The following is a 26,773-nucleotide window of genomic DNA, read 5'->3' as shown; positions in this document are numbered from 1 at the left end:
TTATCGTGCGATATCCGTAGCTGGCGCTCGCTATTTTGTCAATTAACTGATATTGGTGCAGCATTATATGCCAAAATGGCGAGCGAGAGATGGGGAAATCGGTCGTTTCCCCGTGCGGTAGGGGGATGTGTCTGCACAAATGTGACAAATATGCTTGACACTAAGCATAAAAGTTCACATATTAGGGGCATGAACAAGCTGCCCCTGCAAACCCGCGTCCAAATCCTCTCGATGCTCTGCGAGGGTAGCTCGATGCGGTCGATCTCTCGCGTTGCCGATGTGTCGATCAACACAGTTTCGAAGCTGCTTGTTGATGCCGGCAAGTTCTGCGCCGATCTGCACGACCGCGAAGTCCGCAACGTCACGTCCAGGCGCGTCCAGTGCGATGAAATCTGGTCGTTCGTCGGCGCGAAGGCGAAGAACGTTTCCAGCATGAAGCAACCTGTCGATGGCGCTGGCGACGTGTGGACTTGGACCGCTCTGGACAGCGACAGCAAGCTCATCATTTCCTGGCTGGTCGGCGGTCGCGATGGCGAATACGCACTGGCCTTCATGGACGACGTGAAGGACCGTCTCGCCAACCGCGTCCAGCTTACGACGGATGGCCACCGCGCCTATCTCAATGCGGTCGAAGAAGCCTTTGGTGCCGACATCGATTACGCCATGCTTGTGAAGCAGTACGGCGAGCCGGAAAGCAACAAGTCGCCAGAGCGCCGATATAGCCCGGCTGTGTGCACTGGCGCGACCAAGACGCGGATCGAAGGCAATCCCGATCCGGTGCATGTCAGCACGTCGCATATCGAGCGCGCCAACCTCACGATGCGCATGGCTAACCGTCGCTTCACGCGCCTTACCAATGCGTTCTCAAAGAAGTTCGACAACCATGTACACATGGTCGCGATCTACACTGTCTGGTACAACTTCGTGAAAATGCACAAGACGTTGAAGATGACGCCGGCTATGGCCGCTGGCGTGTCCAAGACGCTCTGGTCAATGGAAGATCTTTGCGAGAAGATGGACGCCGTTGCGCCGAAGCCGGGCAAGCGCGGCACCTACAAAAAGCGCGCGGCCGAAAATACTCACTAAGGACCGGAACGATAGTGCACATTGGGTGTTGTGGTTATTAGTCCCGTTGGTTGCTTATCGTAAACCCATCGGGAAGGTCGAGAGCTGAGGGAGCCCCGGGTGGCGCTTCTTCGGCTTTCCCTGTTTTAGGGACGTGCGACCGTGAAACGTAATCCGCCTGTGGTCATCGGGGACCGAAGAGTTCGCCCGCAAGTAGCGAAACACTTCCGCTCGCATGCGGTTTTTCGTGCGCCAACCGATACGCCTAAGAAGATAGCCCTGCTCTTGAAACAGTTGCGTCAAATTTCAAACTGAGACACTACCTGCGATACGCTTCAATCCGGCTCAAGTTTTGGCGGCGCAGGGATCGTGCCGATCCATGCGCCGCCAATCACGCTGAAGTGCGTCGCGCTCCAGGTCTCGGTTTTTGTGCGGGTCAGGCTGCCACCGCGAGCGGAGACCATGCCTGCGCCCGGAAGCGCTCCTCGATCGGCGTACCGGCCATGTTGGTCGTGGTTGCCGCCATTGTCGAAACGCCGACGCCGGTCACCACCTCCAGAACTTGGGCTTTCGAGTAACCCGCCGCGGTGAACGCATCGATGTCGGCATCGGTGACGTTTCCCTTTTTTTCGATCAACGTCTTGGTCAACGCCGAGAGCGCCGCGTATTTCGGGTTGGCTGGCAGCCTGCCCTTTCGGATCGCTTGGACTTCGCCCTCGTCGATGCCGTCTTCGATGGCGAATGTCGAATGCGCGGCAACGGTCCAGGGGCACTTGATCGTCACCGCATTGGTAAGCAGCAGGACCTGCTTTTCGATTTCATCGAAGCTGCCGCCGTGAAAACTGCCGAAGGTGGCGACGAATCCGTTGAGAAGCACCGGACTGTTGGCCATAGTCGCCATGACGTTCGGAAGAAAGCCGAACTTCTCTTCCAACGCCTTGAGCGCAGGCCTGGATTTTTCGGGTGCCGAGCCAATCGTCTGGAGGTTGAACCTTTGCATTGTAACGTCCTCTTGCAAAATCGGATGTGATCGCGCGGACGAAGTCTCGCCGCGCCAGCCTTCTGCTCTGTCGTCGCAAAAGCCTGCCCCGTATTAGGCCTGGCCGGCGCAGCGGCTCAATTACACGTCATGTAATAGCGCGACCGCATGTGCGATGCCGCGGACAGCCGGCTCATGGAACCTTGCCCGGAACTCCCGCGTTTCGCCCGGAAGCCTGCCATGCATTCATTGTTTGGGTGGTGGGCTTGCAAGGGGAACCGATGAAAGCCGAGCCGATCGTTTCGGGCGCGAGCGTTGCCGAAAGCCCTGATCCGCGTGCCAGCGCCCGGGCGGACATGCGCTTGACGCGGTCGCTGGTGATCGGGATCTTCATTCTGATGACGGCGGCGGCGCTGTACTTCGCGCGCGCCTTCTTCATGCCGGTGATACTCGCCTTTCTGCTGGCGCTGACGCTGACGCCGATCGTGCGTTTGCTGCGCAAGCACGGCATCCCTGAGGTTGTCTCGGCGACGCTGCTGGTGCTGCTTTCGATCTTCGTCTTCGCCGCCGCAGGCTATCTGCTCAGCGGTCCGGTCATCGACCTCATCAACAACAGCTACTCGATCGGCCAGCGGCTCACCGAGCGGCTGGCGCCGTTCAAGCGGCCGCTCGAACGAATGATGGACCTCGCACATCAGTTGGAGGCGCTGACGGAGACGTCTCAGGAACCCGGCCTTCAGCGGGTCGCGGTAGCGCCTTCCGGCATCCTGTCCACGGCGGCCAGCAACATCCTGGAAGCAGGCACTGCGATCACCATCGTATTCGTGCTGTCGCTGTTCCTGCTCGCCTCCGGCACGCTGTTCTACGAGAAGATCGTCCAATCCTTCGCCAGCATGACGCAGAAGAAGCGGGCGCTGCGCATCGTCTATGACGTTGAGCGCGAGATTTCGCACTATCTGCTCACGGTCTCCATCATCAATGTAAGTCTCGGGACGGTGATCGGGCTGGGCTTGTGGGGGCTCGGCATGCCCAACCCGCTCGTCTGGGGGGCGATGGCGGCATTGCTGAATTTCTTGCCCTATGTCGGCGCGCTGATGACGGTCGTGATTGTCGCCGTCATCGCGCTGATCAGCTTCGACACGATCGCCTATGCGCTCTTGGCGCCGGCCTTCGTGGTGCTGTGCGACATCATCGAAGGCCAGTTCGTGACGCCGACGGTGGTCGGGCGGCGCCTCGAGATCAATGCGGTGGCGATCTTCATCGCGATCGCCTTCTGGTCCTGGCTGTGGGGCTTCGTCGGCGCGCTGATGGCGGTGCCGTTGCTGGTCGTCATCAAGGTCTTCTGCGACCATTTCGAGGGCCTGAGCCATGTCGGCAACTTCCTGGCGGCGCAGCAGTCCATGGCCATCGAGGAAGAGCCGGCCGAAAACAATCACAAACCGGCCTGAAGCACGTCGCGCTGAAAAGTCCGAGAACCGCTGCGCACTTCCGGGCGACATGCATTGGCATGTGGCCCAATCGCAAAGCGTGGCCGTTATTTGCAGCGTTGGCGGGCAGTGCCTATATCGGGCCGGTCAAGCCGGACCTGCCCCTGAATGAGCGACTTCGATCTCGATGGCTATTTCGCCCGCATCGGCTATGACGGGCCGACCGACGTTTCGCTGGCGACGCTGCAGGCGCTGCACGCAACCCACCCGCAGGCGATCCCGTTCGAGAACATCGACGCCTTGATGGGCGTTTCCGTCGGGCTCGACATCGCCTCGCTGCAGGACAAGATTCTTCGCCAGGGCCGCGGCGGTTATTGCTTCGAGCACAATCTCATCTTCATGCATGCGCTGAAGGCGCTCGGCTTCACGACCAGCGGGCTGGCGGCGCGCGTGTTGTGGGGCCAGCCGGATGATGCCGTCACCGCGCGCAGCCATATGCTGCTGCGCGTCGAGCTCGGCGGCCGCACCTACATTGCCGATGTCGGCTTCGGCGGCCTGACGCTGACGGCGCCGCTGCTGCTTGAGTCCGGGCTGGTGCAGCAGACACCGCACGAGGCCTTCCGCATCGTCGAGACCGGCGACGATCTTCGCCTGCAAGCAGGCATTGGCAGCGATTGGCGCACGCTCTACCGCTTCGACATGAGCCAGGCTTATGAGGTCGACTACCTGGTCGGAAGCCATTTCCTGTCGACGCATCCGAGCTCGCATTTCCTGACCACGCTGGTTGCCGCGCTCGCCTTGCCCGACCGGCGCTATGCGCTGCGCAACAACCGGTTGTCGACACATCATGCCGGCGGCCGCAGCGAGCAGCGCGAGATCGCGACCGCCGCTGAGCTCGCCGGCGTACTGGAGAACCAGCTCGCCATCGTCATTCCCGACCGCGCCGCCTTCGAGGCGAGGCTGCGGGAAAAACGCATCGTGGAGACCTGACCAATGACGGCCCTTTCGGTTCTCGACCTGTCGCCGATCACGCAAGGCAGCACCGCCTCGCAGTCGCTTGCCAATTCGCTCGACCTTGCCCGCCATGCCGAGCGGCTGGGCTACCGGCGCTACTGGCTGGCCGAGCACCACAACATGCCGGGCATTGCGAGCGCGGCGACGTCCGTCGTGATCGCGCATGTCGCCGGCGGGACGAAGTCGATCCGCGTCGGCGCCGGCGGCATCATGCTGCCCAACCATGCGCCGCTGGTGATCGCCGAGCAGTTCGGCACGCTGGCCGCACTTTTCCCCGGCCGCATCGATCTCGGCCTCGGCCGCGCGCCGGGCACCGACATGCTGACCGCGCGGGCGCTGCGGCGGAATCTCGAAAGCGCCGACAATTTCCCGCAGGACGTCGTCGAGCTGATGGGCTATTTCCAGCCGGCCGAAGAAGGCCAGCGCATCCGCGCCGTGCCCGGCGAAGGCCAGAGCGTGCCGGTCTGGATCCTCGGATCCAGCCTCTACGGCGCGCAACTTGCAGCCCTTCTCGGCCTGCCTTACGCCTTCGCCTCGCATTTCGCCCCGGCCGAGCTCGATCATGCGCTGGAGGTCTATCGCACGCGCTTCCAGCCGTCGGCGCAACTCGACAAGCCTTATGTCATGCTCGGCCTCAATGTCTTCGCCGCGCCGTCGGACGCCGAGGCGAAGCTTCTGTTCAGCTCGCTGCAGCAGGCCTTCGTCAATCTGCGCAGCGGCCGGCCCGGCCAATTGCCGCCGCCGGTCGAGAATTACGACCGCGACCTCGATCCTGCGGCGAAAGCCATGCTTGCCCAGGCGCTGTCCTGCGCCGTCGTCGGCTCGCCGGAGACAGTGCGCCAAGGCATCGACGCCTTCATAAGCCGCACCGGCGCCGATGAATTGATGGTGACGGCGCAGTGCTTCGACCATGCGGCGCGCGTGCGCTCCTTCGAGATCCTCGCTGACGTGCACAAATCGATGTCGAAGGCGGCCTGACGGCGCCATGGCTTCTGACATGCCCATCTGTTAAGGGCAGGCTCCCCGCCAACGCGCGAGCCTGCACATGACCCATGATCTCGACGACCGCATGCATTTTGCCATCGACCTGGCGCGGCGCGCCGGCGAGCTGGGGCTGAAATATTTTCGCGACCTCGACAACCTGGCCGTCGAGAGCAAGGGCCACCAGGACCTGGTTTCCGAGGCCGACCGCGAGGTCGAGCTGTTCATCCGCGCCGCGATTGCCGAGGCCTATCCGCAAGACGGCATCGTCGGCGAGGAGCACGCGGCGGTGACCGGAACAACCGGTCATGTCTGGGTGATCGACCCGATCGACGGCACCGCCAATTTCGTGCGCGGGATTCCCGCCTGGTGCGTGGTGATCGCCTGTGCCAGGGATGGCGAGACGATCGTCGGCGTTATCCACGAACCCTCGACAGACGAAACGTTCTACGCCCGCCGCGGCGGCAGCGCCTTTCTCAACGGCAAGCCGATCAAGGCCAGCAATGCGGCGTCGCTTTCCGACGGCGCCGTCGGCACCGGGCTCTCCAACCGCGCCTCGACCACGAATGTCGTCATTCTCATCGGCCTGATCATGGGCGAGGGCGGCGTCTTCTACCGCAATGCTTCCGGAGCGCTCATGCTTGCCTATGCGGCGGCCGGCCGGCTGCTCGGCTATCTCGAGGAGCACATGAACGCCTGGGATTGTCTGGCCGGCATGCTGCTGGTCGAAGAGGCCGGCGGCACGGTGCTGAAAGCGGACCCCAAGACGGTGATCGGCAAAGGCACCCGTGTGGTCGCCGGCGGCCGGGGCATCTTTCCGAGGCTGCAGCTGCTAGGCGAGAGCTCCTTCGGATTTACGCGCTGACGCTCTGCGCGAGCGCGCCCAGCGGCCGGCAGGAATTGCGGATCATCAGCCGGCCCTTCAGTACGAGCTTGCGCGGCGGCGCCTCCCTGTTGCCGGCAAGCCGGTCAAGCAGGAGGTTCGCCGCCTGCTCGCCGATCGCCTGCACCGGCTGCGCCACGGTGGTCAGCTGCGGCACGAACACGTCCGACCAGGGAAAATCATCGAAACAGGCGACCGAAATGTCTTCGGGGCAGCTGAGACCGATGTCGCGGATCGCCTTCATGGTGCCGATCACCATCGGATTGTTGGCCGAGAAGATCGCGCTTGGCCGGTCGTGCAGCGAAAGCAGCTGCATTGTGGCGTTATAGCCGTCGATCTCGTGGAAATTGCCGGAGCGTATGAGCTCCTCCGCCACGGGCAGGCCGGCGGCCTGCAGCGCCTCGCGGTAGCCGATCATGCGGTCATGCATGGGGGATATGTCGGAGGCGCCGGTGATATAGCCGATGCGGCGATGGCCGAGATGGATCAGATAGGTGACGGCGTCGAACACCGCGCGCTGGTTGTCCAGCACCACCGCATCGGTGTCGACGCCTTCGCAGAGGCGGTCGAGCAGCACCACCGGCACGTTGGCGTCCCCGACGATGCCCTTCAGAATGCCGCCGTCGCCGACGCGCGCCACGATCAGCCCGTCGACCATGCGGTCGAGCAGCAGCCGGATCTGGTCGTCCTGCGTGTTCAGGTCCTCGTCCGTGCAGCACAGCATGACGGCATAGCCGGCGCGGTCGAACGCCTGCTGGATGACCGAAACGACATCGGTGAAGAACGGATTGGTGATATGCGGCACGGTCAGGCCGATGGTCCGCGTGGTGCCCATCTTGAGGCTGCGGGCAATGGCGTTGCGCTTGTAGCCGATGTCGCGGATCGCCTGCTCGATGCGCTGGGTAAGCTCCGGACTGACGGTGGCGGTGCCGTTGAGCACTGCCGACACGGTGGCCACGGACACACGCGCCGCCTCAGCCACATGCAGCATGGTCGGTGCCGTGGATTTCCGCTGTTTTTTCCGCCCTGACACCGTCATTTTCGAAACGTTTAACCGCCCCTATTTGGCCAAACCTACGCAAACCCGGCTTTTTTCGCAAGAATTGAAATGCATCAATCCTCAGCAACCAGATATGCGCTTGACACATTCGAAACGTTTAGATTAGCGTTCAAACCATCGAAGACGACGGAGGGAGGCCGTCCTTTGCCATGCAGCGCGTTGATTCCACCACGACTGGCAATGCGGCCGCCGACGGTCCAACCGTCGTCCTGAGCGCGACCGGCATTTCCAAGCGGTTCGGCGGCATCGCCGCGCTGTCCGATGTGAGCCTGGACCTCAGGCCCGGCGAGGTGCATGCGCTGATGGGCGAGAACGGCGCCGGCAAGTCGACGCTGATGAAGATCCTGTCGGGCGTCTATACCGACTACGAAGGCGCCGTGGCCATCGACGGCCGGACAATTCGTTTCACCGGCGTCCGCGACGCCGAGGACGCCGGCATCGCCATCATCCACCAGGAGCTCAACCTCGTCCCCGAGCTCAGCGTCGCCGACAACATCTTCCTCGGCCGCGAAAAGCTGATCGCCGGGCTGGTGGTCGACGGCAAGGCGAGCAGCCGCACTGCCAGCGCGCTGCTGCAGCGTCTCGGCATCGAGCTCGATCCCGAGGCGCGTGTCGGCACGCTGAGGGTCGGCGAGCAGCAACTGGTGGAGATCGCCAAGGCGCTGTCGAAGTCGGCGCGCATCCTGATCATGGACGAGCCTACCTCGGCGCTTTCGCCGGCCGAGTGCCAGAGACTGTTCCGCATCATCGGCCAGCTCGCGGCAAGCGGCGTTGCGATCGTCTACATCTCGCATCGCATCGACGAGGTCATGCATCTGGCCAGCCGGGTGACGGTGCTGCGCGACGGACGCCACGTGCTGACGCGGGATATGGCAAAGCTGGACGAAGACGCCATCATCACGGCCATGGTCGGGCGCGACCTTCTCGCGTCCTCCGATCATGAGCGCGGCCCGGGCGGCGAAGCGGTGCTCTCGGTCAGGGACCTGTCGCTGTCGAAGCCCGACCGGCATGGCTGGCGCACGATGATCGACGGCGTCAGCTTCGACCTTGCGGCCGGCGAGATCCTCGGCATCGGCGGGCTGCTGGGTTCCGGCCGCACCGAGATCCTGGAGGCGATCTTCGGCTCCAGCGACGGCCGTACCGGCGGCGAGATTCGGCTCGACGGCGTGCCGGTCGAGATCGGCTCGCCGCGCGAGGCCCGCCGGCTCGGCATTGCTTTGGTGACCGAGGACCGCAAGACCCAAGGCCTGCATCTCCAAGCCTCGATCACCGACAATGTCGCGCTGCCTCTGGTCGGCGCGCTGGCGCGCTTCGGCCTGCGCTCGCGCTCGGGCGAGCGCGGCCTGGCACGCGACGCGGTCGGCGCGCTCGGCATACGCTGCGAAAGCATCGAGCAGGCCGCCGGCACGCTGTCCGGCGGCAACCAGCAGAAGGTGGTGATCGGCAAGTGGCTGGCGACCCGGCCGCGCGTGCTTCTGCTCGACGAGCCGACGCGCGGCATCGATGTCGGCGCCAAGCGCGAAATCTACGACCTCGTCTTCAAGCTGGCCGGCGACGGGCTGGCGATTGCCGTGATCAGCTCCGAACTGCCCGAGCTTCTGCATCTGGCCGACCGCATCCTGGTCATGGTCGAGGGCCGCCAGCGTGGAATCCTGTCCCGCGCCGAGGCCAGCGAGGAGGCGATCATGCGGCTTGCCGCGCCAAGACTTGGCACACCAAGACGGGCAGCGAGACCAGCCGCATGAATCTTATCAGCCTTGTTTCCCGCACCAAGCTGTACTGGGGGCTGATCGCCATCTTCCTGATCGGCGTGTTCGGCTCGCCGATCAGCTCCAAGGGCAACAACATCTTCCTGTCCTACGGCAACCTGCTCGACGTGCTGCGCCAGGTGTCGACCACCGGCCTCATCGCCACCGGCATGACGGCGGTGATCCTGACCGGCGGCATCGATCTTTCCGTCGGCTCGCTGATGGCGATCTGCTCGGTCGTCTGCGCCATGCTGCTCACCGTGCCGGGTGTCACGCCGTCGGCGGCGCTCGGCGTGCCGACGACCGCGCTGGCGGCGCTTTGCCTCGGCGTGCTGGCCACCCGCTTCATCCTGCTCAACATCGAGAAATCCCGCGCCGGGACGGAAGCCGGGCGCGACGCGCGGCTGGACAAGGCGCGCGGGCTGATCATTCCGGGCGTCGTCGGCGTGGCGCTGTGCTGCCTTTCGCTGTGGTACCTGCTGCCGCAGGTCGAGACCAAGTTCGGCGTGCTCGGCGTGCTGCTGGTGGCGCCTTGCGTCGGCCTTCTGTTCGGCACCATCAACGGCTTCATCATCGTCGCCGGCAGGCTGCAGCCCTTCATCGTGACACTTGCGATGATGGTGACGGCGCTCGGCATCGCCAGGCTCACCGCCGGCCAGAACAACGCCGTGCTGCCGGTCTATACCGGCTCGAACGCCACCGCCGATTTCGAGATCCTGCGCTCGCTGGTGTTCGGCATCGTGCCGATGCCGGGCCTGTTCTTCCTCGGCGCGGTCGTGATCTACGGCGCGGTGCTGCGCTTCACGCCCTTCGGCCGCTATGTCTACGCCATCGGCGGCAATGAGGAGGCGGCGCGGCTTTCCGGCATCGCCGCCGGGCGCGTCAAGATAGCCACCTATGCGGTGTCGGGCCTGCTCGCCGGCATCGCGGCGGTGCTCTACGTGGCCCAATACCGCCAAGGCAAGCCCGATGCCGGCGCCGGGCTGGAGCTCGACGCCATCGCCGCCGTGGTCATCGGCGGCACCAGCCTGATGGGCGGGCGGGGCAGCCTGGTCGGCACCTTCTGTGGCGTGCTGATCTTCGGCCTGCTGTCAAACATCCTGCAGCTGCACAACATCAATTCGAACCTTCAGCTGGTGCTGAAGGGGGCGATCATCATCGGCACCGTGCTCGTGCAGGAGCGCAACGCCGGCGATCTTCTCAGCTATCTGCGCCTGCCCGGCGGACGGACGGCGCAAAAGGAAACGGCCGCAGCCAAGCGGCCGTCACAGGAGACCTCGTCTCTATAATCCGGAGGAAACAGGACCATGAAACGACGTGATATGCTGAAGCTCGCCACCTTCGCGGCGGCGCTTGTGACGACCACCGCGCTCTTTTCCGGCAACCATGCCTTTGCCCAGGACAAGAAGTGGAAGATCGGCTTCTCGCAGGTGACGACCATCGAACCCTGGCGCGCCCAGTTCAACAAGGACATCATCGCGGAAGCCGCCAAGCACCCGGAGGTCGAGCTGATCATCACCGACGGCGAGGACAAGACCGAAAAGCAGGTCGCCGACGTCGAGAACCTGATACGCCAGGAGGTCGACGCGCTGCTGGTCTCGCCAAAGGAATCGGCCGGCCTGACCGGCGTGGTGCAGCAGGCGATCGACGCCAAGATCCCGGTCTTCGTGCTCGACCGCAATGTCGAAACCAAGGACTACACGCAGTTCGTCGGCGGCGACAACAAGCTGATCGGCCGGGCGGCTGGCGAATATGCCGTCGAGCTCCTGGGCGGCAAGGGCAAGGCGGCCGGCAACGTCGTCGAGATCTGGGGCGGCATGGGCACGCAGCCGGCGCATGACCGCCATGACGGCTTCCATGAATTCACCGACAAGGAGCCGGGCATCAAGTACCTGCTCGACCAGCAGTCGGGCGACTGGAAGCAGGACCAGGCCTATAACATCATGGCCAACGCGCTGAAGACCAACGAGAAGATCGATCTCGTCTACGGCCACAACGATCCGATGGCCTATGGCGCCTATCTCGCGGCCAAGGATGTCGGGCGCGAGAAGGACATCAAGTTCATCGGCATCGACGGCCTGCCCAACGAAGGCGTGCAGATGGTGAACAAGGGCGAGCTGACGGCGACCTTCACCTATGTCACGCCGGGCGCCGAGGGCCTGCGCCAGGCGATCAAGTTCCTGAAAGGGGAGAAGGTCGAGAAGACCATCACCCTGCCGACGGAAAAGATCACCAAGGACAACGCTGCCAAGATCTTGAAGGACAACGGGCTCTAGATTCTGTTTGACGCAATTCCGAACGGAAAACCGCTGCGGCTTTTCGTGGAATTGCTTGAAGTCCGCAACCCCTGCCGGGCCACGCGCCCGGCAGGGCTTTGCCCGAGCGCCAGGCGCTCCCCACAGCTTGCCGCCGGATGCGCGAAGCGTCGCCGCAATGCTGGTTTTCCGCTCTTTCGCGACCGAAAGTCACGCCCGAAACAGCAAGTCCTGACCTTCGCGGTCGGCAGATCTGTGTGCCCTAAGCGGCGCCGTTTCAAAAAAACCAAGCTGGAACAGTGAGATAGATTGACCTCAGACTGGCTCAGGCGCAGAGCGCGGCGGGTGTCTTCCGGCTCGCTGCCGAGACGATGGACAGCTTGCGCAGGATGCTTGCGCCTTGTGTCGCCTGTTCTTATATACGCGCCAGCCGTCCAGCCCTAAAAAGCGGGGACCATGACGGGATTTCTTGTGAACAGGGGCTTTCGTCGGAACGCCTTTTGAAGGGTCCAGAGAGCCTGCTTAGAGGAGAGATTAGAACAATGGCAAAAGTTATCGGTATCGATCTCGGCACCACCAACTCGTGTATCGCCATCATGGATGGCAAGGACCCCAAGGTGATCGAGAATGCTGAAGGCGCGCGCACGACGCCTTCCATCGTCGCCATTTCGAGCGACGGCGAACGTCTCGTCGGCCAGCCGGCCAAGCGCCAGGCGGTCACCAATCCGGAAAACACCATCTTCGCGGTCAAGCGCCTGATCGGCCGCCGCTATGACGACCCGGTGACGGAGAAGGACAAGAAGCTCGTCCCCTACAAGATCGTCAAGGGCGACAATGGCGACGCCTGGGTCGAGGCCGGCGGCAAGAAGCAGTCGCCCAGCCAGATCTCGGCCATGATCCTGCAGAAGATGAAGGAGACGGCGGAAGCCTATCTCGGCGAGAAGGTCGAGAAGGCGGTCATCACCGTTCCGGCCTATTTCAACGATGCCCAGCGCCAGGCGACCAAGGACGCCGGCAGGATCGCCGGCCTCGAGGTACTGCGCATCATCAACGAGCCGACGGCCGCGGCGCTTGCCTATGGCCTGGAGAAGAAGGACGGCAAGACCATCGCCGTCTATGACCTTGGCGGCGGCACCTTCGATATTTCCGTGCTCGAAATCGGCGACGGCGTCTTCGAGGTGAAGTCGACCAATGGCGACACCTTCCTCGGCGGCGAGGACTTCGACATGCGCCTCGTCGAGTACTTGGCGGCCGAGTTCAAGAAGGAACAGGGCATCGACCTCAAGGCCGACAAGCTCGCGCTGCAGCGCCTCAAGGAGGCCGCGGAAAAGGCCAAGATCGAGCTGTCGTCGACGACGCAGACCGAGATCAACCTGCCTTTCATCACCGCCGACGCCAGCGGCCCGAAGCACCTGACGATGAAGCTCACCCGGGCGAAATTCGAAAGCCTGGTCGAGGATCTCGTGCAGCGCACCATCGACCCCTGCAAGGCGGCGCTCAAGGATGCCGGCCTGAAGGCGGGCGAGATCGACGAGGTGGTCCTGGTCGGCGGCATGACCCGCATGCCCAAGATCCAGGAGATCGTGAAGCAGTTCTTCGGCAAGGAGCCGCACAAGGGCGTCAACCCGGATGAGGTCGTGGCGCTTGGCGCCGCCATCCAGGCCGGCGTGCTGCAGGGCGACGTCAAGGACGTGCTGCTGCTCGACGTGACGCCGCTGTCGCTGGGCATCGAGACGCTGGGTGGCGTGTTCACCAGGCTGATCGAGCGCAACACCACGATCCCGACCAAGAAGAGCCAGACTTTCTCGACCGCCGAGGATTCGCAGTCGGCGGTGACGATCCGCGTCTTCCAGGGCGAACGCGAGATGGCGGCCGACAACAAGATGCTCGGTCAGTTCGACCTCGTCGGCATTCCGCCGGCCCCGCGCGGCGTGCCGCAGATCGAGGTCACGTTCGACATCGACGCCAACGGCATCGTCAACGTCTCGGCCAAGGACAAGGGCACCGGCAAGGAGCACCAGATCCGCATCCAGGCTTCGGGCGGTCTGTCCGACGCCGACATCGAGAAGATGGTGAAGGACGCCGAGGCCAATGCCGACGCGGACAAGAAGCGCCGTGCCCTCGTCGAGGCCCGCAACCAGGCCGAAGCGCTGGTGCATTCGTCCGAGAAGTCGCTGAAGGACTATGGCGACAAGGTCTCGGAGGCTGACCTCACCGCAATCTCGGATGCGATCGCCGCGCTGAAGACCGCAGCCGAAGGCGACGACCCGGCCGACATCGAGGCCAAGTCGCAGTCGCTCGCCGAAGTGTCGATGAAGCTCGGCCAGGCCATGTACGAGGCCTCGCAGAAGGAAGCGGCCGAAGCCGACGCCAAGGCGGACGCGGCCAAGGATTCGGACGTGGTCGATGCCGACTTCGAGGAAATCGACGAAGACGACGAGAAGAAGAAGTCGGCCTGAGCCGGCTGACGGCGGATCATGCGAAAAGCCCGGCGGAAGGCCGGGCTTTTTTGCAACCCCAGTCGAAAAAGTGACAGAAAAACCCGGAGCGGCCCGGCTTAGTACTAGCATCCGGGAAACATCGCTCCTAAATCCAAGAACGTGCCGGCAAACGTCGCCAACAATGCTTGAAGACATTGAGCATCCGGACAGCGGGAAAAAATGAAAGCTGATTTCTACGAAACGCTGGGCGTGCAAAAAGGCGCCGACGACAAGGAACTCAAGAGCGCTTTCCGCAAGCTCGCCATGCAGTTCCATCCCGACCGCAACCCCGGCGACCACGCCTGCGAGCACAAGTTCAAGGAGATCAACGAAGCCTACGAGACGCTGAAGGACCCGCAGAAGCGCGCCGCCTATGACCGTTTCGGCCACGCCGCCTTCGAGGGCGGCATGAACGGCGCCGCGCACGGTTTCGGCGCCGGCGGCTTCGCCGACATCTTCGAGGATATTTTCGGCGACATGATGGGCGGCCGCCAGCGCCGTTCGTCGGGCGGCCGCGAGCGCGGCGCCGACCTGCGCTACAACATGGAAATCACGCTGGAAGAAGCCTTTTCCGGCAAGACGGCGCAGATCCGCGTGCCGGCCTCGATCTCCTGCTCGGAATGCTCCGGCAGCGGCGCCAAGCCCGGCACGCAGCCGGTGACCTGCTCGATGTGCCACGGCCACGGCAAGGTGCGCGCCACGCAAGGCTTCTTCTCGATCGAGCGCACCTGCCCGCAATGCCAGGGTCGCGGCCAGACCATCAAGGACCCCTGCCCGAAATGCGCCGGCCAGGGCCGCGTCACCGAGGAACGCTCGCTGTCGGTCAACATCCCGGCCGGCATCGAGGACGGCACCCGCATCCGGCTGGCCAATGAGGGCGAGGCCGGCCTGCGCGGCGGACCGCCCGGCGACCTCTACATCTTCCTGGCGGTCAAGCCGCACGAATTCTTCCAGCGTGACGGCGCCGATCTCTATTGCAAGGTGCCGATCTCGATGACGACGGCAGCCCTTGGCGGCTCCTTCGAGGTCACCACGCTCGATGGCACCCAGACCAAGGTCAAGGTGACGGAAGGCACGCAGAACGGCCGCCAGTTCCGCTTGAAGGGCAAGGGCATGCCGGTGCTGCGCCAGCCCAATGTCGGCGACCTCTACATCCAGACGGCGGTCGAGACGCCGCAGAACCTGACACGCCGCCAGCGCGAACTGCTGGAAGAGTTCGAGCAGATCTCCTCGAAGGACAACTCGCCCCAGTCGAGCGGCTTTTTCGCGCGCATGAAGGACTTCTTCGAGTCGTTCGGCGAAAACTGATTTGCCGCAGGCGCGCATTTCGCACGGCGTCGGGGGCGATCCGGTGCCCAAGCGTCATCAACACCTTATGCCAGCTTGACGCCTTGCCTTGTCCCACCCACCTGCTAAGTAGCGGAGCGGGAGGCTGAGCATTGAGGAGAGCTCGTGATGGCACGTAGTCCCGGGTTGCGCAAAGCGCTGGCCGAAAAATTCGACGACGAGCTTAAGTTCTTCAAAGGCTGGATCGACAAGCCGAAAACGGTCGGCTCGATCGTTCCCACCAGTTCCATCACCGCCCGCAAGATGGCGTCGATCGTCAATCCGGGATCGGGCCTGCCGGTGCTCGAAGTCGGGCCCGGCACCGGTGTCATCACCCGCGCCATCCTGGCCCAGGGCGTGAAGCCCGAAAATCTCTACGCGGTCGAATATTCGACCGACTTCGTGCGCCATCTGCGCGGGCTCTATCCCGGCGTCAACGTGATCGAGGGCGACGCCTTCAATCTCAATGCCACGCTCGGCGACAAGCGCGACATGGTGTTCGATTCGGTCGTCTCCGGCGTGCCGCTGCTCAATTTCCCCGTCGCCCAGCGCATCGCCTATATCGAAAGCCTGCTCGACCGTATTCCCGCTGGACGGCCGATTGTGCAGCTGACCTATGGCCCGATGTCGCCGATCCCGGCCGGGCGTGGCGACTACACGGTCGAGCATTTCGATTTCATCTTCCGCAACATCCCGCCGACGCAGCTGTGGATCTACCGGCGCGCGGCGCATTAGTTTCTACTTGCGAAAGTGTTCGCGCATCGCCAGTGGCGGCAGCGTCCTGGCGACTGGCCGAAACGCCCCTCGCTTCGTCATCCACGGGCGGAGCAAGGAGCGAAGCGACGCGGCGCAGACCCGAGGATCCATTCCGTGACTTCGAAGCGTTGCGACGATCCAGAATTCTGCCCCGCTGCGCTCTGCGATTGGGGTAACGGAATGGATCCTCGGGTCTGCGCGACGCCGCTTCGCGGCTGCTTCGCCCGTGGATGACGAAGTTGGTAGGTGGCGACCAATCCTCGAACGTTTTCCGCCACCCCTCGTTGATTTGAATGCTCCTTGGCTGTACCTGTCCCCGAACAAGGGTGGCCAATGCCAGTGATCCCAAGAATCCTCGTCTTCGCCGGCTCGGCCCGGAGCGGCGCCTTCAGCGGCCGGACCGCCGATGTGGCGCAGAAGGAACTGGCCATGCAGGGCGCGGAGGTGACGCGCATCTCGCTCGGCGACTATCCGCTGCCGATCATGGACGAGGACCTGGAAAAGGAAAAAGGCATCCCCGAAAACGCCATCAAGCTCGGCCGGCAGATCGCCGCGCATGACGGGCTGCTGATCGCGACGCCCGAATATAACGGCTCGATCCCGCCATTGCTCAAGAACTCGATCGATTGGGTGAGCCGGGTACGGCGCGAGGGCAGCCATACGTTCAGGCCGCTTGCCGGCAAGCCGGTCGGGCTCTGTTCGTCCTCCGGGGGCAAGTTCGCCGGCATACGTTGCATCAACCATCTGCGCGCGGTGCTGGTGCGCTGCCAGATGGAGGTGATCACGCCCGAATGCTCGGTCTCCGAGGCCGGCGAAGCCTTCGCCGAGGACGGACAATTCAGGGACGCCAGACTACAGCAATCGATGGAGCGCCTATGCCGTACACTGATCGAAACCTCGCGCATGCTGTCCACCCGGATCGAGGCGTGATCAATTTCGCGGAGGCCGACACCATGCGGGACAGGCTGATCGTTGGGCTGGACCTGCCGACGCTGAAAGAGGCCGAGAAGGCGGTGCGCGAGCTCGAAGGCGCCGTTTCCTTCTACAAGATCGGCTACCAGCTCGCCTTCGCCGGCGGATTGGACTTCGCGCGGGAGCTCGCCAGCGGCGGCACGAAGGTGTTTCTCGACATGAAGCTGCTCGACATCGACAACACGGTCGCCAAGGGCGTCGAGAATATCGTCAAGATGGGCATGACGATGCTGACGCTGCATGCCTATCCAAAAACCATGAGAGCGGCTGTCGAGGCGGCCAGGGGCAGCGAGCTCTGCCTGCTTGGCGTGACGGTGCTGACCTCGATGGACGAGCAGGACGTTATCGACGCCGGCTATGAATACGACCCGCACACGCTGGTGCTCCGGCGCTCCGAACAGGCGCTGCATGCCGGCATGGGCGGCATCGTCTGCTCGGCTGAGGAGGCCGAGGCGGTGCGCCGCATCGTCGGACCCGACCTGGCGGTTGTGACGCCGGGCATCCGGCCGGCCGGCAGCGAGCATGGCGACCAGAAACGCGTGGTGACGCCGGCGCAAGCGATCCGCAACGGCTCCAGCCACCTGGTCGTCGGCCGGCCGATCGTCGCCGCGCCGGATCGGCGCGCTGCGGCCGAGGCGATCCTCGCCGAAATGCAATCCGCCTGAGGACCGGCCCTCTTTCGCGAAAAACAAACAGGAGAAAAAGAATGCCGAAGGGATATTGGATCGCCCGTGTCGATGTGCGCGACGCCGAGGGCTACAAGGACTATGTCGCCGCCGCGAAGCTCGCCTTCGACCGCTTCGGCGCGAAGTTCCTGGCGCGCGGCGGCGAGCACGAAAAGGCCGAAGGGCCGGGGCGCGCCCGCAACGTCATCATCGAGTTCGAATCGCTGGCCGTGGCGCATGACTGCTACCACTCGCCGGAATACCAGCGCGCCGCCGCCATCCGCCAGAAAGTCGCCGATGGCGAGATCGTGCTGGTCGAGGGCGTCTAGGTTCGGCGAAGCAGGCAGATCGGCTGTTGCTGCGCGGCTTACATTGGAGATTGCCGAAAACGCCCAGCTGTCGTCATCCACGGGCGGAGCAAGGAGCGAAGCGACGCGCGCAGACCCGAGGATCCATTCCGTGACTTCAACGCGCCGCTACGGTCCAGAATTCTGCTCCGCTGCACTCCGTGGCCAAGGTAGCGGCATGGATTCCAGGGTCTGCGCGCGTCGCTTCGCTCCTTGCTCCGCCCTGGAATGACGAAGTCGTTAGGGCTCAGCCAATCGTGAATGTCATAACGTCGACCTGTTAACCCAAGAGCCGGTTGCCAGCCGTCTCCGCCATAGCGTCCGCGAGGCTCAGGCCCCACTGCTTGCGGCAATAGTCGCGGAAATCGAAGCAAGGCAGGCCGGGGCAGACTTCGAACTCGATGAGATGGACGGTGTCGTCGGCCTCGACCCTGAAATCGACGGAAAAGACATCCCGCAGCCCAAGAGCGCTTATCAGTTTCTGCGCGATGGCGCGGATTCTTCGGTCCGCCTCCGGCTGACTCGCGCCGACGGCCTCGAGCTCCGGCTCGGCATAGGTGCCGGCATCCTTCGCCGCCTGGCCGGTCCCGCCATAGAGCGCCATCGAATCGGCCATGGTCTGGAAATCGCCGCCGGAATCGACAAAAACGATGCCGAGCGCGTCCGTGCCGGTTTCCTGTTTGAGCCCGAGGAAGCTCGCCCGCACGTTGCGGCCGGCGACATAGGGCTGGACGACGACATCGTCGCGGTAATGCGAAAAAATACGCCGGCTAAGCTCCAGCGCATGGCCGAGATCGGCGGTGCGCGAATCCGGCCAAATGCCGATCTTGGCGCCGAGCCGGTTGGGTTTCACGAACCAGCCCTTGGGCGAGGCCGGTGGCTCGACCAGCCATGTGCCGTTGCGCGCAAGGCCGGCCTGCGGCGCCGGCAGGCCGAGCGCGCCGAGCACGGCGCCGGAACGCAGCTTGTCCTGGCAGAGCGCGAACAGCGAATCGTCCGCGCCGATGGTGCGCAGCCCCTTTAGCCGCGCCAGAGCAGGTGCTGCGCCGCCACGGAAGTAGGCGATACCGTCGGTAAGCGTCCAGACCAGCGTCGTTGCCGGATCGGCCCCCGCCAGAACCGGCGCCGCGTTGTCGAGCTCGACAGGCCTGAAGGCGAGGCCGCGCCTTTCGCAAGCCTCGGCAAGCTGGTTGAATTCCGGCGCCAAGTCGGTCGACTGCGCCAGATAGGACGAGATCTCGATGGCGCGCTCCGCTGGATAACCCTGGGCGACCAGCCGGTCGAAACAGGCCGTTTCCGGTTCGTAGACAAGGATCAAGGTCGGCTGCGGCATCGAAAGCTCCGGGAAATCAGGCGCGTACCATCGCATGCCCGAAGTGGCCGGCTTGCGGGAAACCGACCGAACCGAGGCGATTGCGCGACAGTAAGCCGGCCGCCGCATCTCTTGTCTTGATGCAATTCCGGATGGAACACTCCGGCGAAGATTGCTCCCAATACCCCAGCACGGATTTGACCGCGGGCTATGTTTGCCTTGGGGAGCGGCCTTGGAGATTAGCCGAAACCCCCATCACGATCGTCATCCACGGGCGGAGCAAGGAGCGAAGCGACGCGCGCAGACCCGAGGATCCATTCCGTTACGTCGAAGCGCCGCTCACGGTGCAGAATTCTGCTCGGCTGCACTCCACAGCTCAGGTCACGGAATGGATTCCAGGGTCTGCGCGACGCCGCTTCGCGGCTGCTTCGCCCTGGAATGACGAGTTTGAGAGGCTTCGGCCAATCTCCAGGGTTTGGGCTGATTTCATGGAATGAACGGTAAAAACCTTGCCTGCCGACAACCAGGACGCTTTCAAAACCCCTGTGTCGAGGAATTATGCGATCAGCACGCGCGGCTCGAAGCGCCCCTTGACTGGAATGTCGAGCAGGAAGGTCATGCCGGCCTGCGGGTCGAGCGCCCGCTGCTTCTCGTCCTTGCCTTTCCAGGCGGAGGTCACCGCCAGCCGGTCGGCCTTTGAACCGACAAAAGCGGGGCAGGAGGCCTGCGTCACCGGCATGGCGATCTCGCGCAGCAGCGTGCCGTCTGGCGCATAGGCCTTCACCGCCTTGCCGCCCCAGACGGCATTCCACAGCACGCCGTCGCGGTCGACGACCGAACCGTCGATATAGCCTTTCGAGGAGCGATGATCGACGAACACTTTCACTTCGCCGGCCGGCAGGCCGGTCGCCGGATCGCAGGCAACGCGCATCAGAAGCCCGGTCGCGGTGTCGGTGTAGTAGGCGATTTTGCCGTCCTCCGAGAAGCAGATGGAATTCGAGACTGTGATGCCCGAAAACAGCCGGCGCAATTCGCCCTTGAAGAACCAGTAGATCGACCCGGCGCCCTTCTGCTCGTCCTTGCCCATCGTGCCGGTCCACAAGGCGCCGCAGGGATGAACGCGCGAATCGTTGGAGCGCGTCAGCGGATTGTCGGCCTCGATCGGCGTGTGCAGCGTCAGCTTGCCGGTCTTGACGTCCCGGACTTGCAGGCCGACTTCGGTGGCAATGAGCTGCCGGTCGGCGTCGATGACCGCGATGGCGCTGGCCATGACGCCTAGATCATGCACTTTCAGCGCGCCGGCGAGCGGCTTTTCCAGAAGCTTGCCATTGACGATGTCGAACCAGAACAGCGTGTCGGTGGCGGAATCGTAGCTCGGGCCCTCGCCGAGCTCGCAGATATGGTCGGAAAAAACCGAAACGCCATTCATCACGCCACTCCGAAAGCTTCATCCCAGGCGGCGACCGCGGCGCGGGCGCGCTGCGCCACGTCCTCGACGCTCGCGCCCGGCTTGTAGAGGCTCGATCCCAGCCCGAAGACACTGACGCCGACCGCTTTGTAGCCGGCGAAATCCTTGTCGGAAACGCCGCCGACGGCGCCGACAAGCGTCGTTGCCGGCAGCACGGCGCGAATGGCCGCAATGCCGCTCGATCCAAGCACGCTCGCCGGGAAGAATTTCAGCGCCGAGGCCCCTAACCGGATCGCCTGGAAGGCTTCGGTGGGCGTGAACACGCCAGGCATCGTCACCATGGAGTAACGCATGGCGCACCCCATGACCTCGGCGTCGATGTTGGGGCTGACCAGCAACTTGCCGCCGGCCTTATGCAAGGCGTCGACGTCTGCCGTCGTCAGCACCGTGCCGGCGCCGATCAGCGCGCTTTGCGGCAGCGCCTTGACCAGATCGGCGATGGAGAGGAACGGCTCCGGCGAATTGAGCGGCACTTCGATCGCCTCGATGCCAGCGTCGTGGACCGCCCGGCCGATCGCCACCGCCTCGGAGGGCTTCAGGCCGCGCAGGATGGCGACAAGCCCGCGCTTGAGCTTCGGGAAGGGTGCGGTCTGGCTCATGAAGCGCCTCCAATCATGCCGTTCTCGCGCGCGGCTTCGACGAGGCCGGCGCGCACCGCTTCATCGGCGTCCACGCTGCGAAAGGCAAGGCCGGCGAGGCCCAGCGCTGCGCCATAAAGCTCGGCCAGCGCGCCGGAGGCGATCAGCGCCACCGGCGCATCGCTGGCGCCATAGCGGCGCCTTGCCGAGGCGATCTCGCCGCCGATCAGTAGGCCGGACAGGCAGGCCGCCGCGTCATTGGGCTGCAGATCCTGCAGAAGCCCGGCGGCGCGGATGGCAAACAGTTTCGAGGTGACGTCGCCGCCTTCGCCCAAAGCCCGCTCGCACCATTGCCGGAAGAACCGGCTGCCCGCGGCAACCGGAGCGGGATGTTCGCCCAGCGAGTGTTTCAGGATCGAGTGCGTTGCCAGCACGGAGAACAATTCGCCGGTCGGCCAGGTGCCGAAGCCCGTGACCGCGCCGTCCGCGACCGCGACCCATTTCGAATGCGTGCCGGGCATGCAGACGAGGTGGCGCCCCTTTGCCGGCAAACCGGCGCCAGCAAGCTGGGTTTCCTCGCCGCGCATGACGTCGGGCGCGTCGGCCAGGCGCTGGGCGAGGCCGGGCACGATGCGGATGTCGCGGCCCGAGCCCTCGACGCGGGCGGCGCCGCGCAAGATCGCGCCGATCGGCGCCGGCACGGTGACGTAAGGCGCCTCGATCCAGCCCTGCCGCGAACCGGCCATGCCGCAGATGATGACCGGCAACATGTCCGGCGCGCCCATCGCGGCAAGATGGCCTTCCAACACGTTCGAAAAGCCCTTTTCGCGGGCGGTGATCAACCCGTCATCGCCGCGCCGCTCTGCAAGCACCTTGCCCGAGCCGTCGAGCAGCCAGGCCCTGAGCCTGGTCGTGCCCCAGTCGAGCGCAGCGACCGCTGGTGCCGGGCTCACAGGAAGCCTCCATCGACGATCAGCATCTGGGCTGTCAGCATGCGCGAGGCGTCCGACGCCAGGAACAGCACCGTGCCGACCATGTCGTCGGGCTGCATGACATCCTTGATGCACTGCTTGGCGACATGGGCGCCGAGCGCCTCGTCGGTGACCCAGAGCTTGCGCTGCCGTTCGGTGATGACCCAGCCTGGCGCCACCGCGTTGACGCGGATGCGGTCCTGCCCAAGCTTGCCGGCAAGGCCCTTGGTGAGGCCGAGTATGCCCGCCTTGGCCGCGGTGTAGGCCGGCATATCGGGGTGGTTGATCAGATAGGAGGTGGAGGTGAAGTTGATGATCGAGCCGCCGCCGGCCCGCTTCATGCCGGGCGCCACGGCCTGGGCGGTGAAGAAATGCGGGCGCAGGTTGATCGCAAGGTTGTTGTCCCAGAATTCGACGGTGACGTCTTCCACCGCGTGACGCTCGTCGAGCGCGGCATTGTTGACCAGCACCGTGACGTCGCCATGCGCCTTGGCCGCCTTCGCGGCGGCGGCGCGCAGCGCGTCGATGTCGCGCAGGTCGGCGCTGAGGTAGAGCGGGCGGCGGCCAAGCTCCTTCTCCAGCCGGTCGGCAAGGGCGGTGCTTGGCTTGTCGGCGATGTCGATGAAAGCGACCTTGGCGCCCTGCCGCACAAAGCCTTCGGTGAGCGCAGCACCAATGCCGGAACCGCCGCCGGTGATCAGCACCGAGGCGCCGTCGAGGTCGGCGAAACGCGCCGATGGCATCATGATCCGTTCTCCCGTTTTGCCGGCGCGCATCCTAGCCACGCCGGGCCCGGGAGCAAGGACGAAATGGCGGTTTCGGCAGCTTATGTCCGACAAATGAGGTCTGCACCTCCGCCTCCCGGAGGCAGCTCAAGGTTTGTTGAGATTCAGGTCAGGCCGAATCGAAAATGGTGGGTTCCGAGAACCGGAGCGGAGCGTACTTAAAGTACGTGAGCACCGGAAGCGCAGGAGACCGCCATTTGCAGACCGGCCTCACCTGAATATCAACAGACCTTGTCAGATCGCCTTGGCATGCAGCGCGCCGCGATAGGAATCGCGCAGATAGCCGAGCGTGGCGTCGGCATCGGCCGGCTTGCCGAACAGATAGCCCTGCCCGCCGGCGCAGCCGAACTGGACGAGGCGGTCGGCCTGCGCTTCGTCCTCGATGCCTTCGGCGACGACATCCATGCCGAGCCCTTCGCACATTGCGAGGATGGCGCGGATGATGTGCTCCGACGGCCGGTCGTCGAGGATGGAGGAGACGAAGGCGCGATCGATCTTGAGCTTGTCGAAATGGAACTCGCGCAGCCGGCCGAGCGACGACTGGCCGGTGCCGAAATCGTCGAGCGAGACGCGGATGCCGACGCGACGCAGGTCCTCGACGATCTTCTCGGCCGAGGCCGGATCGTTCATCAGGCCAGTCTCGGTAATCTCGATCTCCAGCCGGCGCGGATCGAAGCCGGTGCGGTCGAGGATGGCCAGGATATGCAGGCCGGTGTTCTGATCGACGAGCTGCGAGGGCGACAGGTTGAAGGACAAGAACAGCTCCTTCGGCCAGCTGCGCGCCGCCTCCGCCGCCTTGCGCAGCACCAGCTGCGACAGCGGGCCGATGATGCCGCGTTCCTCGGCGATCGGGATGAAGACGGATGGCGGCACGACGCCGAGGTCGCGGTCGGTCCAGCGCGCCAGCGTCTCGAAGCCGATGGTGCGGCGGCTGCTCAAATCGACGATCGGCTGGAAATGCGGTTCGACCTCGCCGGCCGAGACGGCGCGGCGCAGCGCCTGCTCGATGCGGGTGACGCGCTTGGCCGCCTCTTCCATCTCGCGGGTGTAGACGACGACGCGGCCGCGGCCCGAACGCTTGGCGTGATAGAGCGCAGTCTCGGCCTTGTTGAGAAGGATCTCGGTGGTCTCGTCGCCGGAATAGAACAGCGAGCAGCCGACCGAGGCCGAAAGCCTTGCGGTGCGCTCGCCGACATCATAGGGCGCCGACAATATCTCGATCAGCATGCGCGACGTCTCGGCCGCCTGCTCCTCCGAGAACACCATCGGATAGAGGTAGGCGAACTCGTCGGCGCCGATGCGGCAGACCGTGGAATAGCCGTCCATCGAAGCGCGCAGCCGCATCGCCACCTGGATCAGGATGTCGTCGCCGGCCTTGTGGCCGAACAGGTCGTTGATCGGCTTGAAGCCGTCGAGGTCGAGGATGCCGACGGCAAAGGGCGCGGGATCGTCGGCGCGGTCGCTGATCAGGCGATCGACCTTGTCGAAGAAGCGACGATGGTTGCCGAGCCCGGTCAACGAATCCGTGAAGGCCAGATCCGTATTTTCCTTGCCTGGCTGGCCGGTGCCAAACGTCGTTTGCATCATGCCTCTGTTCTGATGTCGGTATTTATGGCCAGAGTGGCAGCAAAGCGTTTAGGAAAAGTATCGGAAAATCGATTTTTCCATCGTCCAGAAGCTGCTTGGCACGTCGCCGGCTCAGCTTTGGACAAGAAATGGCAGCCCAACCTCCAATATTCGTTTATGCACAATTGCTAATATAAGTATCGAACGGTCTCTTCTGGAATGCAATTGCGCAGCAAACGCCGTTTCGCACCTTCGGGAATTGCTTTAGCCAGCTTGCTTTAGGCGATAGAGCTCGATCGGGCTGCCTTTCTCGCCGATCGGCTCGAGCCAGTCCGGCACGGAGCCGCGCAGCAGGCCGGCAAGGAAACCCTGCGGCGCCTTCCGGGTCAGGATCAGGGTCTCGACATTGCCGGGGCAGATGGCGACGAGGCCGACGCGATGCGCCTCGACGATTGCCCGCGCGTCATCGGCCGAGCCGAGAAAGGCGTCCAGCGCCAGGAGATTGCCGGCGACGTTGCGATGATAGGGGCCGGCGAAAACGCGATGGCCGCTATAAGCGAGGACCGGCGCTCCGAGATTGGAGATCGTCAGCACGGTGGTATCGGCCATGCCGCCGAGTGGTGCGAAGGTGGCCTTCTTCTCACAAGTCTTGTCCGCGGTGCCGCCGTCGGCGACGGCCTTGCCTTTCTCCAACGCGACCGAGGCGGCCGCGGCGACGCCCGTCCAGACCGGGTTGATCGAGACCAGCCAGACGGCCGCAAGGCGCAGCGCCACGCCGAGCGAGGAGCTGGCTTCGGCCCGCGCCCGCCATTTTGCGATCCAGGCCGACAACGGAACGACGGCAAAGGCGATCGAGAAGGTGGTGCCGCGCACCTGCCACGCGCCGACCGCGAAGGCGACGACGAGCAGTGCCGCAACGAGGCTGTCCTGCCGCCGCCAGCCGCCGCGGCGCAAGTGCCGGGCCATCAGGACGATCGCGACCAGCGGCGTCGCGTAACGCGCCGCCACGCGCGCCGGATCGCGGACAAGCAGCGCGAGCAGCGACTGGGCCTCGTCGATATGGTCGAGCCACAGTTCCTTGAGGCGCGGATCGAGGGAGGCATAAGGCGCGGAGAGGCATTGCGGGAACAGCACCGCCACGACCACGCCGAGCACGACCCCCAGAAGGGCAAGCGACCCCAGCGTGCGCGGCCAGCTGCCGGCGGCGGGCTCGACGGAGGCGATAGCGGCAAGCCCCACGCCGGCAATGGCCGCGACGACGAACTGCGCGACCGAGAAGGCGTCGCACTGCGCCCCGCCCCATGCGGAAGGCGGAACGGTGACGGCGAAGACAAGCGCCGCGACACCGGCGAAGCCGAGGCCGAAATCCCGGGCGATCGCCCGTTCGCCGCCTGGATCGGCGACGAATAGCAGCGCCACGCACACGCCGACAGTGGCGACGTAGGGCACGGTTTCCATGCCGACGGCGAGCGTCAGCGCGGCGCAGAGGCCGGACAACAACGCGGCCCAGCGTCGGGAGGGCGCCTCGAGCAGCAAAGCGAGGCTCGCCAGGGTGAGCATCAGCTGGGCGTTGTGGTGATCGAGCGCGCCGGGATCGTAGATGCCGATGAAATAATAGCCGGCGGCGCCGATCAGGATGGCGGGCAGCACCGCGCCGCCACCGCCGAAGCTGCGCGCCGCGCGGGCGGTGAAGAACAAGGTCGACCAGAAGAGCAGCGCCGGCCACATCACCTGCGCCACGTCCTCGCCGAGCGGCCTGCTGCCGGTGAGCGCCGAGGCCGCAAATGCGATGGCGGCGATCGGCGCGTCGACCAGCCGCGACCAGTGCATGACGAAGCCGCCTTCCAGCCCCATCCGGTATTGGTGCAGGTCGAACCAGCCCTGGCCGGCGAGCAGGTCGCGGACCTCGACGAGGCGCAGCAGATTGTCGTTGTCGCCGCCGGCATCGGTCAGTTGGCCAAAGCCGGCCCATGCATCGATAACGAATGCGAGCAGGGCGGCAAGCAGCGCCAGCGTCAGATCGGACTTCCAGGCGGCGCCGGTCTCGGCTGTGCCCATTGCGGTGGCCTTTGAAGGGAGAGGATCGGTTTTAAACCTAGCCTTAACGGCTTCAATAAATAGTAAAACGGCTCGAC

General features: G+C 64.4%; 23 protein-coding genes. 14 read left to right on the top strand and 9 right to left on the bottom strand.

Annotated features, from left to right (window positions below; genetic code table 11):
* Window positions 1-189 precede the first annotated feature (189 nt).
* Entirely contained in the window at window positions 190-1,086 is an 897-nt protein-coding gene (locus tag CK219_RS25945) for a DDE-type integrase/transposase/recombinase (RefSeq protein WP_210200019.1), read from the top strand.
* A 415-nt stretch (window positions 1,087-1,501) separates the two neighbouring features.
* On the opposite strand, the gene CK219_RS25940 is transcribed toward CK219_RS25945, so the two are convergent.
* Window positions 1,502-2,065 carry a carboxymuconolactone decarboxylase family protein gene (locus CK219_RS25940; protein WP_095769461.1) on the bottom strand — a complete coding sequence of 188 codons (564 nt, stop codon included), beginning with the start codon at window positions 2,063-2,065 and terminating at the stop codon, window positions 1,502-1,504.
* A gap of 260 nt (window positions 2,066-2,325) precedes the next feature.
* On the opposite strand from CK219_RS25940, the gene CK219_RS25935 reads away from it, so the two are divergent.
* The 4 genes from CK219_RS25935 (at window position 2,326) to CK219_RS25920 (ending at window position 6,331) form a co-directional block, all read left to right on the top strand.
* Window positions 2,326-3,492, top strand: a complete 1,167-nt coding sequence (locus CK219_RS25935) for an AI-2E family transporter (protein ID WP_095769460.1) — start codon at window positions 2,326-2,328, stop codon at window positions 3,490-3,492.
* A 147-nt stretch (window positions 3,493-3,639) separates the two neighbouring features.
* Window positions 3,640-4,461, top strand: coding sequence for an arylamine N-acetyltransferase (locus CK219_RS25930; RefSeq protein WP_095769459.1), 822 nt, complete (start codon window positions 3,640-3,642; stop codon window positions 4,459-4,461).
* Window positions 4,462-4,464: 3 nt separating this feature from the next.
* On the top strand, window positions 4,465-5,463 hold the full coding sequence (locus CK219_RS25925; RefSeq protein ID WP_095769458.1) for an LLM class flavin-dependent oxidoreductase: 999 nt from the start codon (window positions 4,465-4,467) through the stop codon (window positions 5,461-5,463).
* A gap of 67 nt (window positions 5,464-5,530) precedes the next feature.
* Window positions 5,531-6,331 (top strand): inositol monophosphatase family protein, encoded by an 801-nt coding sequence (locus CK219_RS25920; RefSeq protein ID WP_095769457.1) that lies wholly within the window; start codon window positions 5,531-5,533, stop codon window positions 6,329-6,331.
* Here CK219_RS25920 and CK219_RS25915 read toward each other — a convergent pair.
* Entirely contained in the window at window positions 6,321-7,340 is a 1,020-nt protein-coding gene (locus CK219_RS25915) for a LacI family DNA-binding transcriptional regulator (RefSeq protein WP_095769456.1), read from the bottom strand. The two genes, CK219_RS25920 and CK219_RS25915, sit on opposite strands and share 11 nt — an antisense overlap.
* Before the next feature lie 218 nt (window positions 7,341-7,558).
* Here CK219_RS25915 and CK219_RS25910 point away from each other — a divergent pair, with 218 nt between their 5' ends.
* The 9 genes from CK219_RS25910 (at window position 7,559) to CK219_RS25870 (ending at window position 17,940) form a co-directional block, all read left to right on the top strand.
* Entirely contained in the window at window positions 7,559-9,154 is a 1,596-nt protein-coding gene (locus CK219_RS25910; protein ID WP_095769455.1) for a sugar ABC transporter ATP-binding protein, read from the top strand.
* A complete protein-coding gene (locus tag CK219_RS25905; protein ID WP_095769454.1) occupies window positions 9,151-10,446 on the top strand; it encodes an ABC transporter permease in 1,296 nt (431 codons plus the stop codon). Before CK219_RS25910 ends, CK219_RS25905 begins: the two co-directional genes overlap by 4 nt.
* Before the next feature lie 18 nt (window positions 10,447-10,464).
* Entirely contained in the window at window positions 10,465-11,433 is a 969-nt protein-coding gene (locus CK219_RS25900) for a substrate-binding domain-containing protein (protein ID WP_095769453.1), read from the top strand.
* Between the two features lie 521 nt (window positions 11,434-11,954).
* On the top strand, window positions 11,955-13,871 hold the full coding sequence (gene dnaK / locus CK219_RS25895; RefSeq protein ID WP_095769452.1) for a molecular chaperone DnaK: 1,917 nt from the start codon (window positions 11,955-11,957) through the stop codon (window positions 13,869-13,871).
* Between the two features lie 201 nt (window positions 13,872-14,072).
* On the top strand, window positions 14,073-15,200 hold the full coding sequence (gene dnaJ, locus CK219_RS25890; RefSeq protein WP_095769451.1) for a molecular chaperone DnaJ: 1,128 nt from the start codon (window positions 14,073-14,075) through the stop codon (window positions 15,198-15,200).
* Window positions 15,201-15,347: 147 nt separating this feature from the next.
* Window positions 15,348-15,953, top strand: a complete 606-nt coding sequence (gene pmtA, locus CK219_RS25885; protein ID WP_095769450.1) for a phospholipid N-methyltransferase PmtA — start codon at window positions 15,348-15,350, stop codon at window positions 15,951-15,953.
* Window positions 15,954-16,307: 354 nt separating this feature from the next.
* Window positions 16,308-16,904: an NADPH-dependent FMN reductase gene (locus CK219_RS25880; RefSeq protein WP_095769449.1), complete on the top strand. Its 597-nt coding sequence runs from the start codon at window positions 16,308-16,310 to the stop codon at window positions 16,902-16,904.
* 23 nt (window positions 16,905-16,927) lie between these two features.
* Window positions 16,928-17,611: an orotidine-5'-phosphate decarboxylase gene (gene pyrF / locus CK219_RS25875; protein ID WP_095769520.1), complete on the top strand. Its 684-nt coding sequence runs from the start codon at window positions 16,928-16,930 to the stop codon at window positions 17,609-17,611.
* 41 nt (window positions 17,612-17,652) lie between these two features.
* Window positions 17,653-17,940, top strand: coding sequence for a DUF1330 domain-containing protein (locus CK219_RS25870; RefSeq protein ID WP_095769448.1), 288 nt, complete (start codon window positions 17,653-17,655; stop codon window positions 17,938-17,940).
* A 298-nt stretch (window positions 17,941-18,238) separates the two neighbouring features.
* Here the strand turns inward: CK219_RS25870 and CK219_RS25865 are convergent, their stop codons facing one another.
* From CK219_RS25865 to CK219_RS25830, 7 genes are all read right to left on the bottom strand, one after another.
* Complete coding sequence (locus tag CK219_RS25865) at window positions 18,239-19,291, bottom strand: D-alanine:D-lactate ligase-like protein (RefSeq protein WP_095769447.1); 1,053 nt, start codon at window positions 19,289-19,291, stop codon at window positions 18,239-18,241.
* A gap of 535 nt (window positions 19,292-19,826) precedes the next feature.
* Window positions 19,827-20,699 carry an SMP-30/gluconolactonase/LRE family protein gene (locus CK219_RS25855; RefSeq protein WP_095769445.1) on the bottom strand — a complete coding sequence of 291 codons (873 nt, stop codon included), beginning with the start codon at window positions 20,697-20,699 and terminating at the stop codon, window positions 19,827-19,829.
* The gene (locus CK219_RS25850; RefSeq protein WP_095769444.1) at window positions 20,699-21,337 is read right to left on the bottom strand and encodes a 2-dehydro-3-deoxy-6-phosphogalactonate aldolase; all 639 of its coding nucleotides are present in this window, start codon (window positions 21,335-21,337) and stop codon (window positions 20,699-20,701) included. The genes CK219_RS25855 and CK219_RS25850 overlap by 1 nt, the downstream gene beginning before the upstream one ends.
* Entirely contained in the window at window positions 21,334-22,269 is a 936-nt protein-coding gene (locus tag CK219_RS25845; protein WP_095769443.1) for a 2-dehydro-3-deoxygalactonokinase, read from the bottom strand. The genes CK219_RS25850 and CK219_RS25845 overlap by 4 nt, the downstream gene beginning before the upstream one ends.
* Window positions 22,266-23,033, bottom strand: a complete 768-nt coding sequence (locus CK219_RS25840; RefSeq protein ID WP_095769519.1) for an SDR family oxidoreductase — start codon at window positions 23,031-23,033, stop codon at window positions 22,266-22,268. Before CK219_RS25840 ends, CK219_RS25845 begins: the two co-directional genes overlap by 4 nt.
* A gap of 273 nt (window positions 23,034-23,306) precedes the next feature.
* A complete protein-coding gene (locus CK219_RS25835) occupies window positions 23,307-24,656 on the bottom strand; it encodes an EAL domain-containing protein (RefSeq protein ID WP_095769518.1) in 1,350 nt (449 codons plus the stop codon).
* 246 nt (window positions 24,657-24,902) lie between these two features.
* The gene (locus tag CK219_RS25830; protein ID WP_095769442.1) at window positions 24,903-26,696 is read right to left on the bottom strand and encodes a polysaccharide biosynthesis protein GtrA; all 1,794 of its coding nucleotides are present in this window, start codon (window positions 26,694-26,696) and stop codon (window positions 24,903-24,905) included.
* Window positions 26,697-26,773 lie beyond the last annotated feature (77 nt).

The organism is Mesorhizobium sp. WSM4313 (assembly GCF_002294725.1).
Lineage (GTDB): Bacteria > Pseudomonadota > Alphaproteobacteria > Rhizobiales > Rhizobiaceae > Mesorhizobium.
Note: the sequence above shows the minus strand (reverse complement) of the source record. Positions and strands in the feature narration are given on the sequence as shown.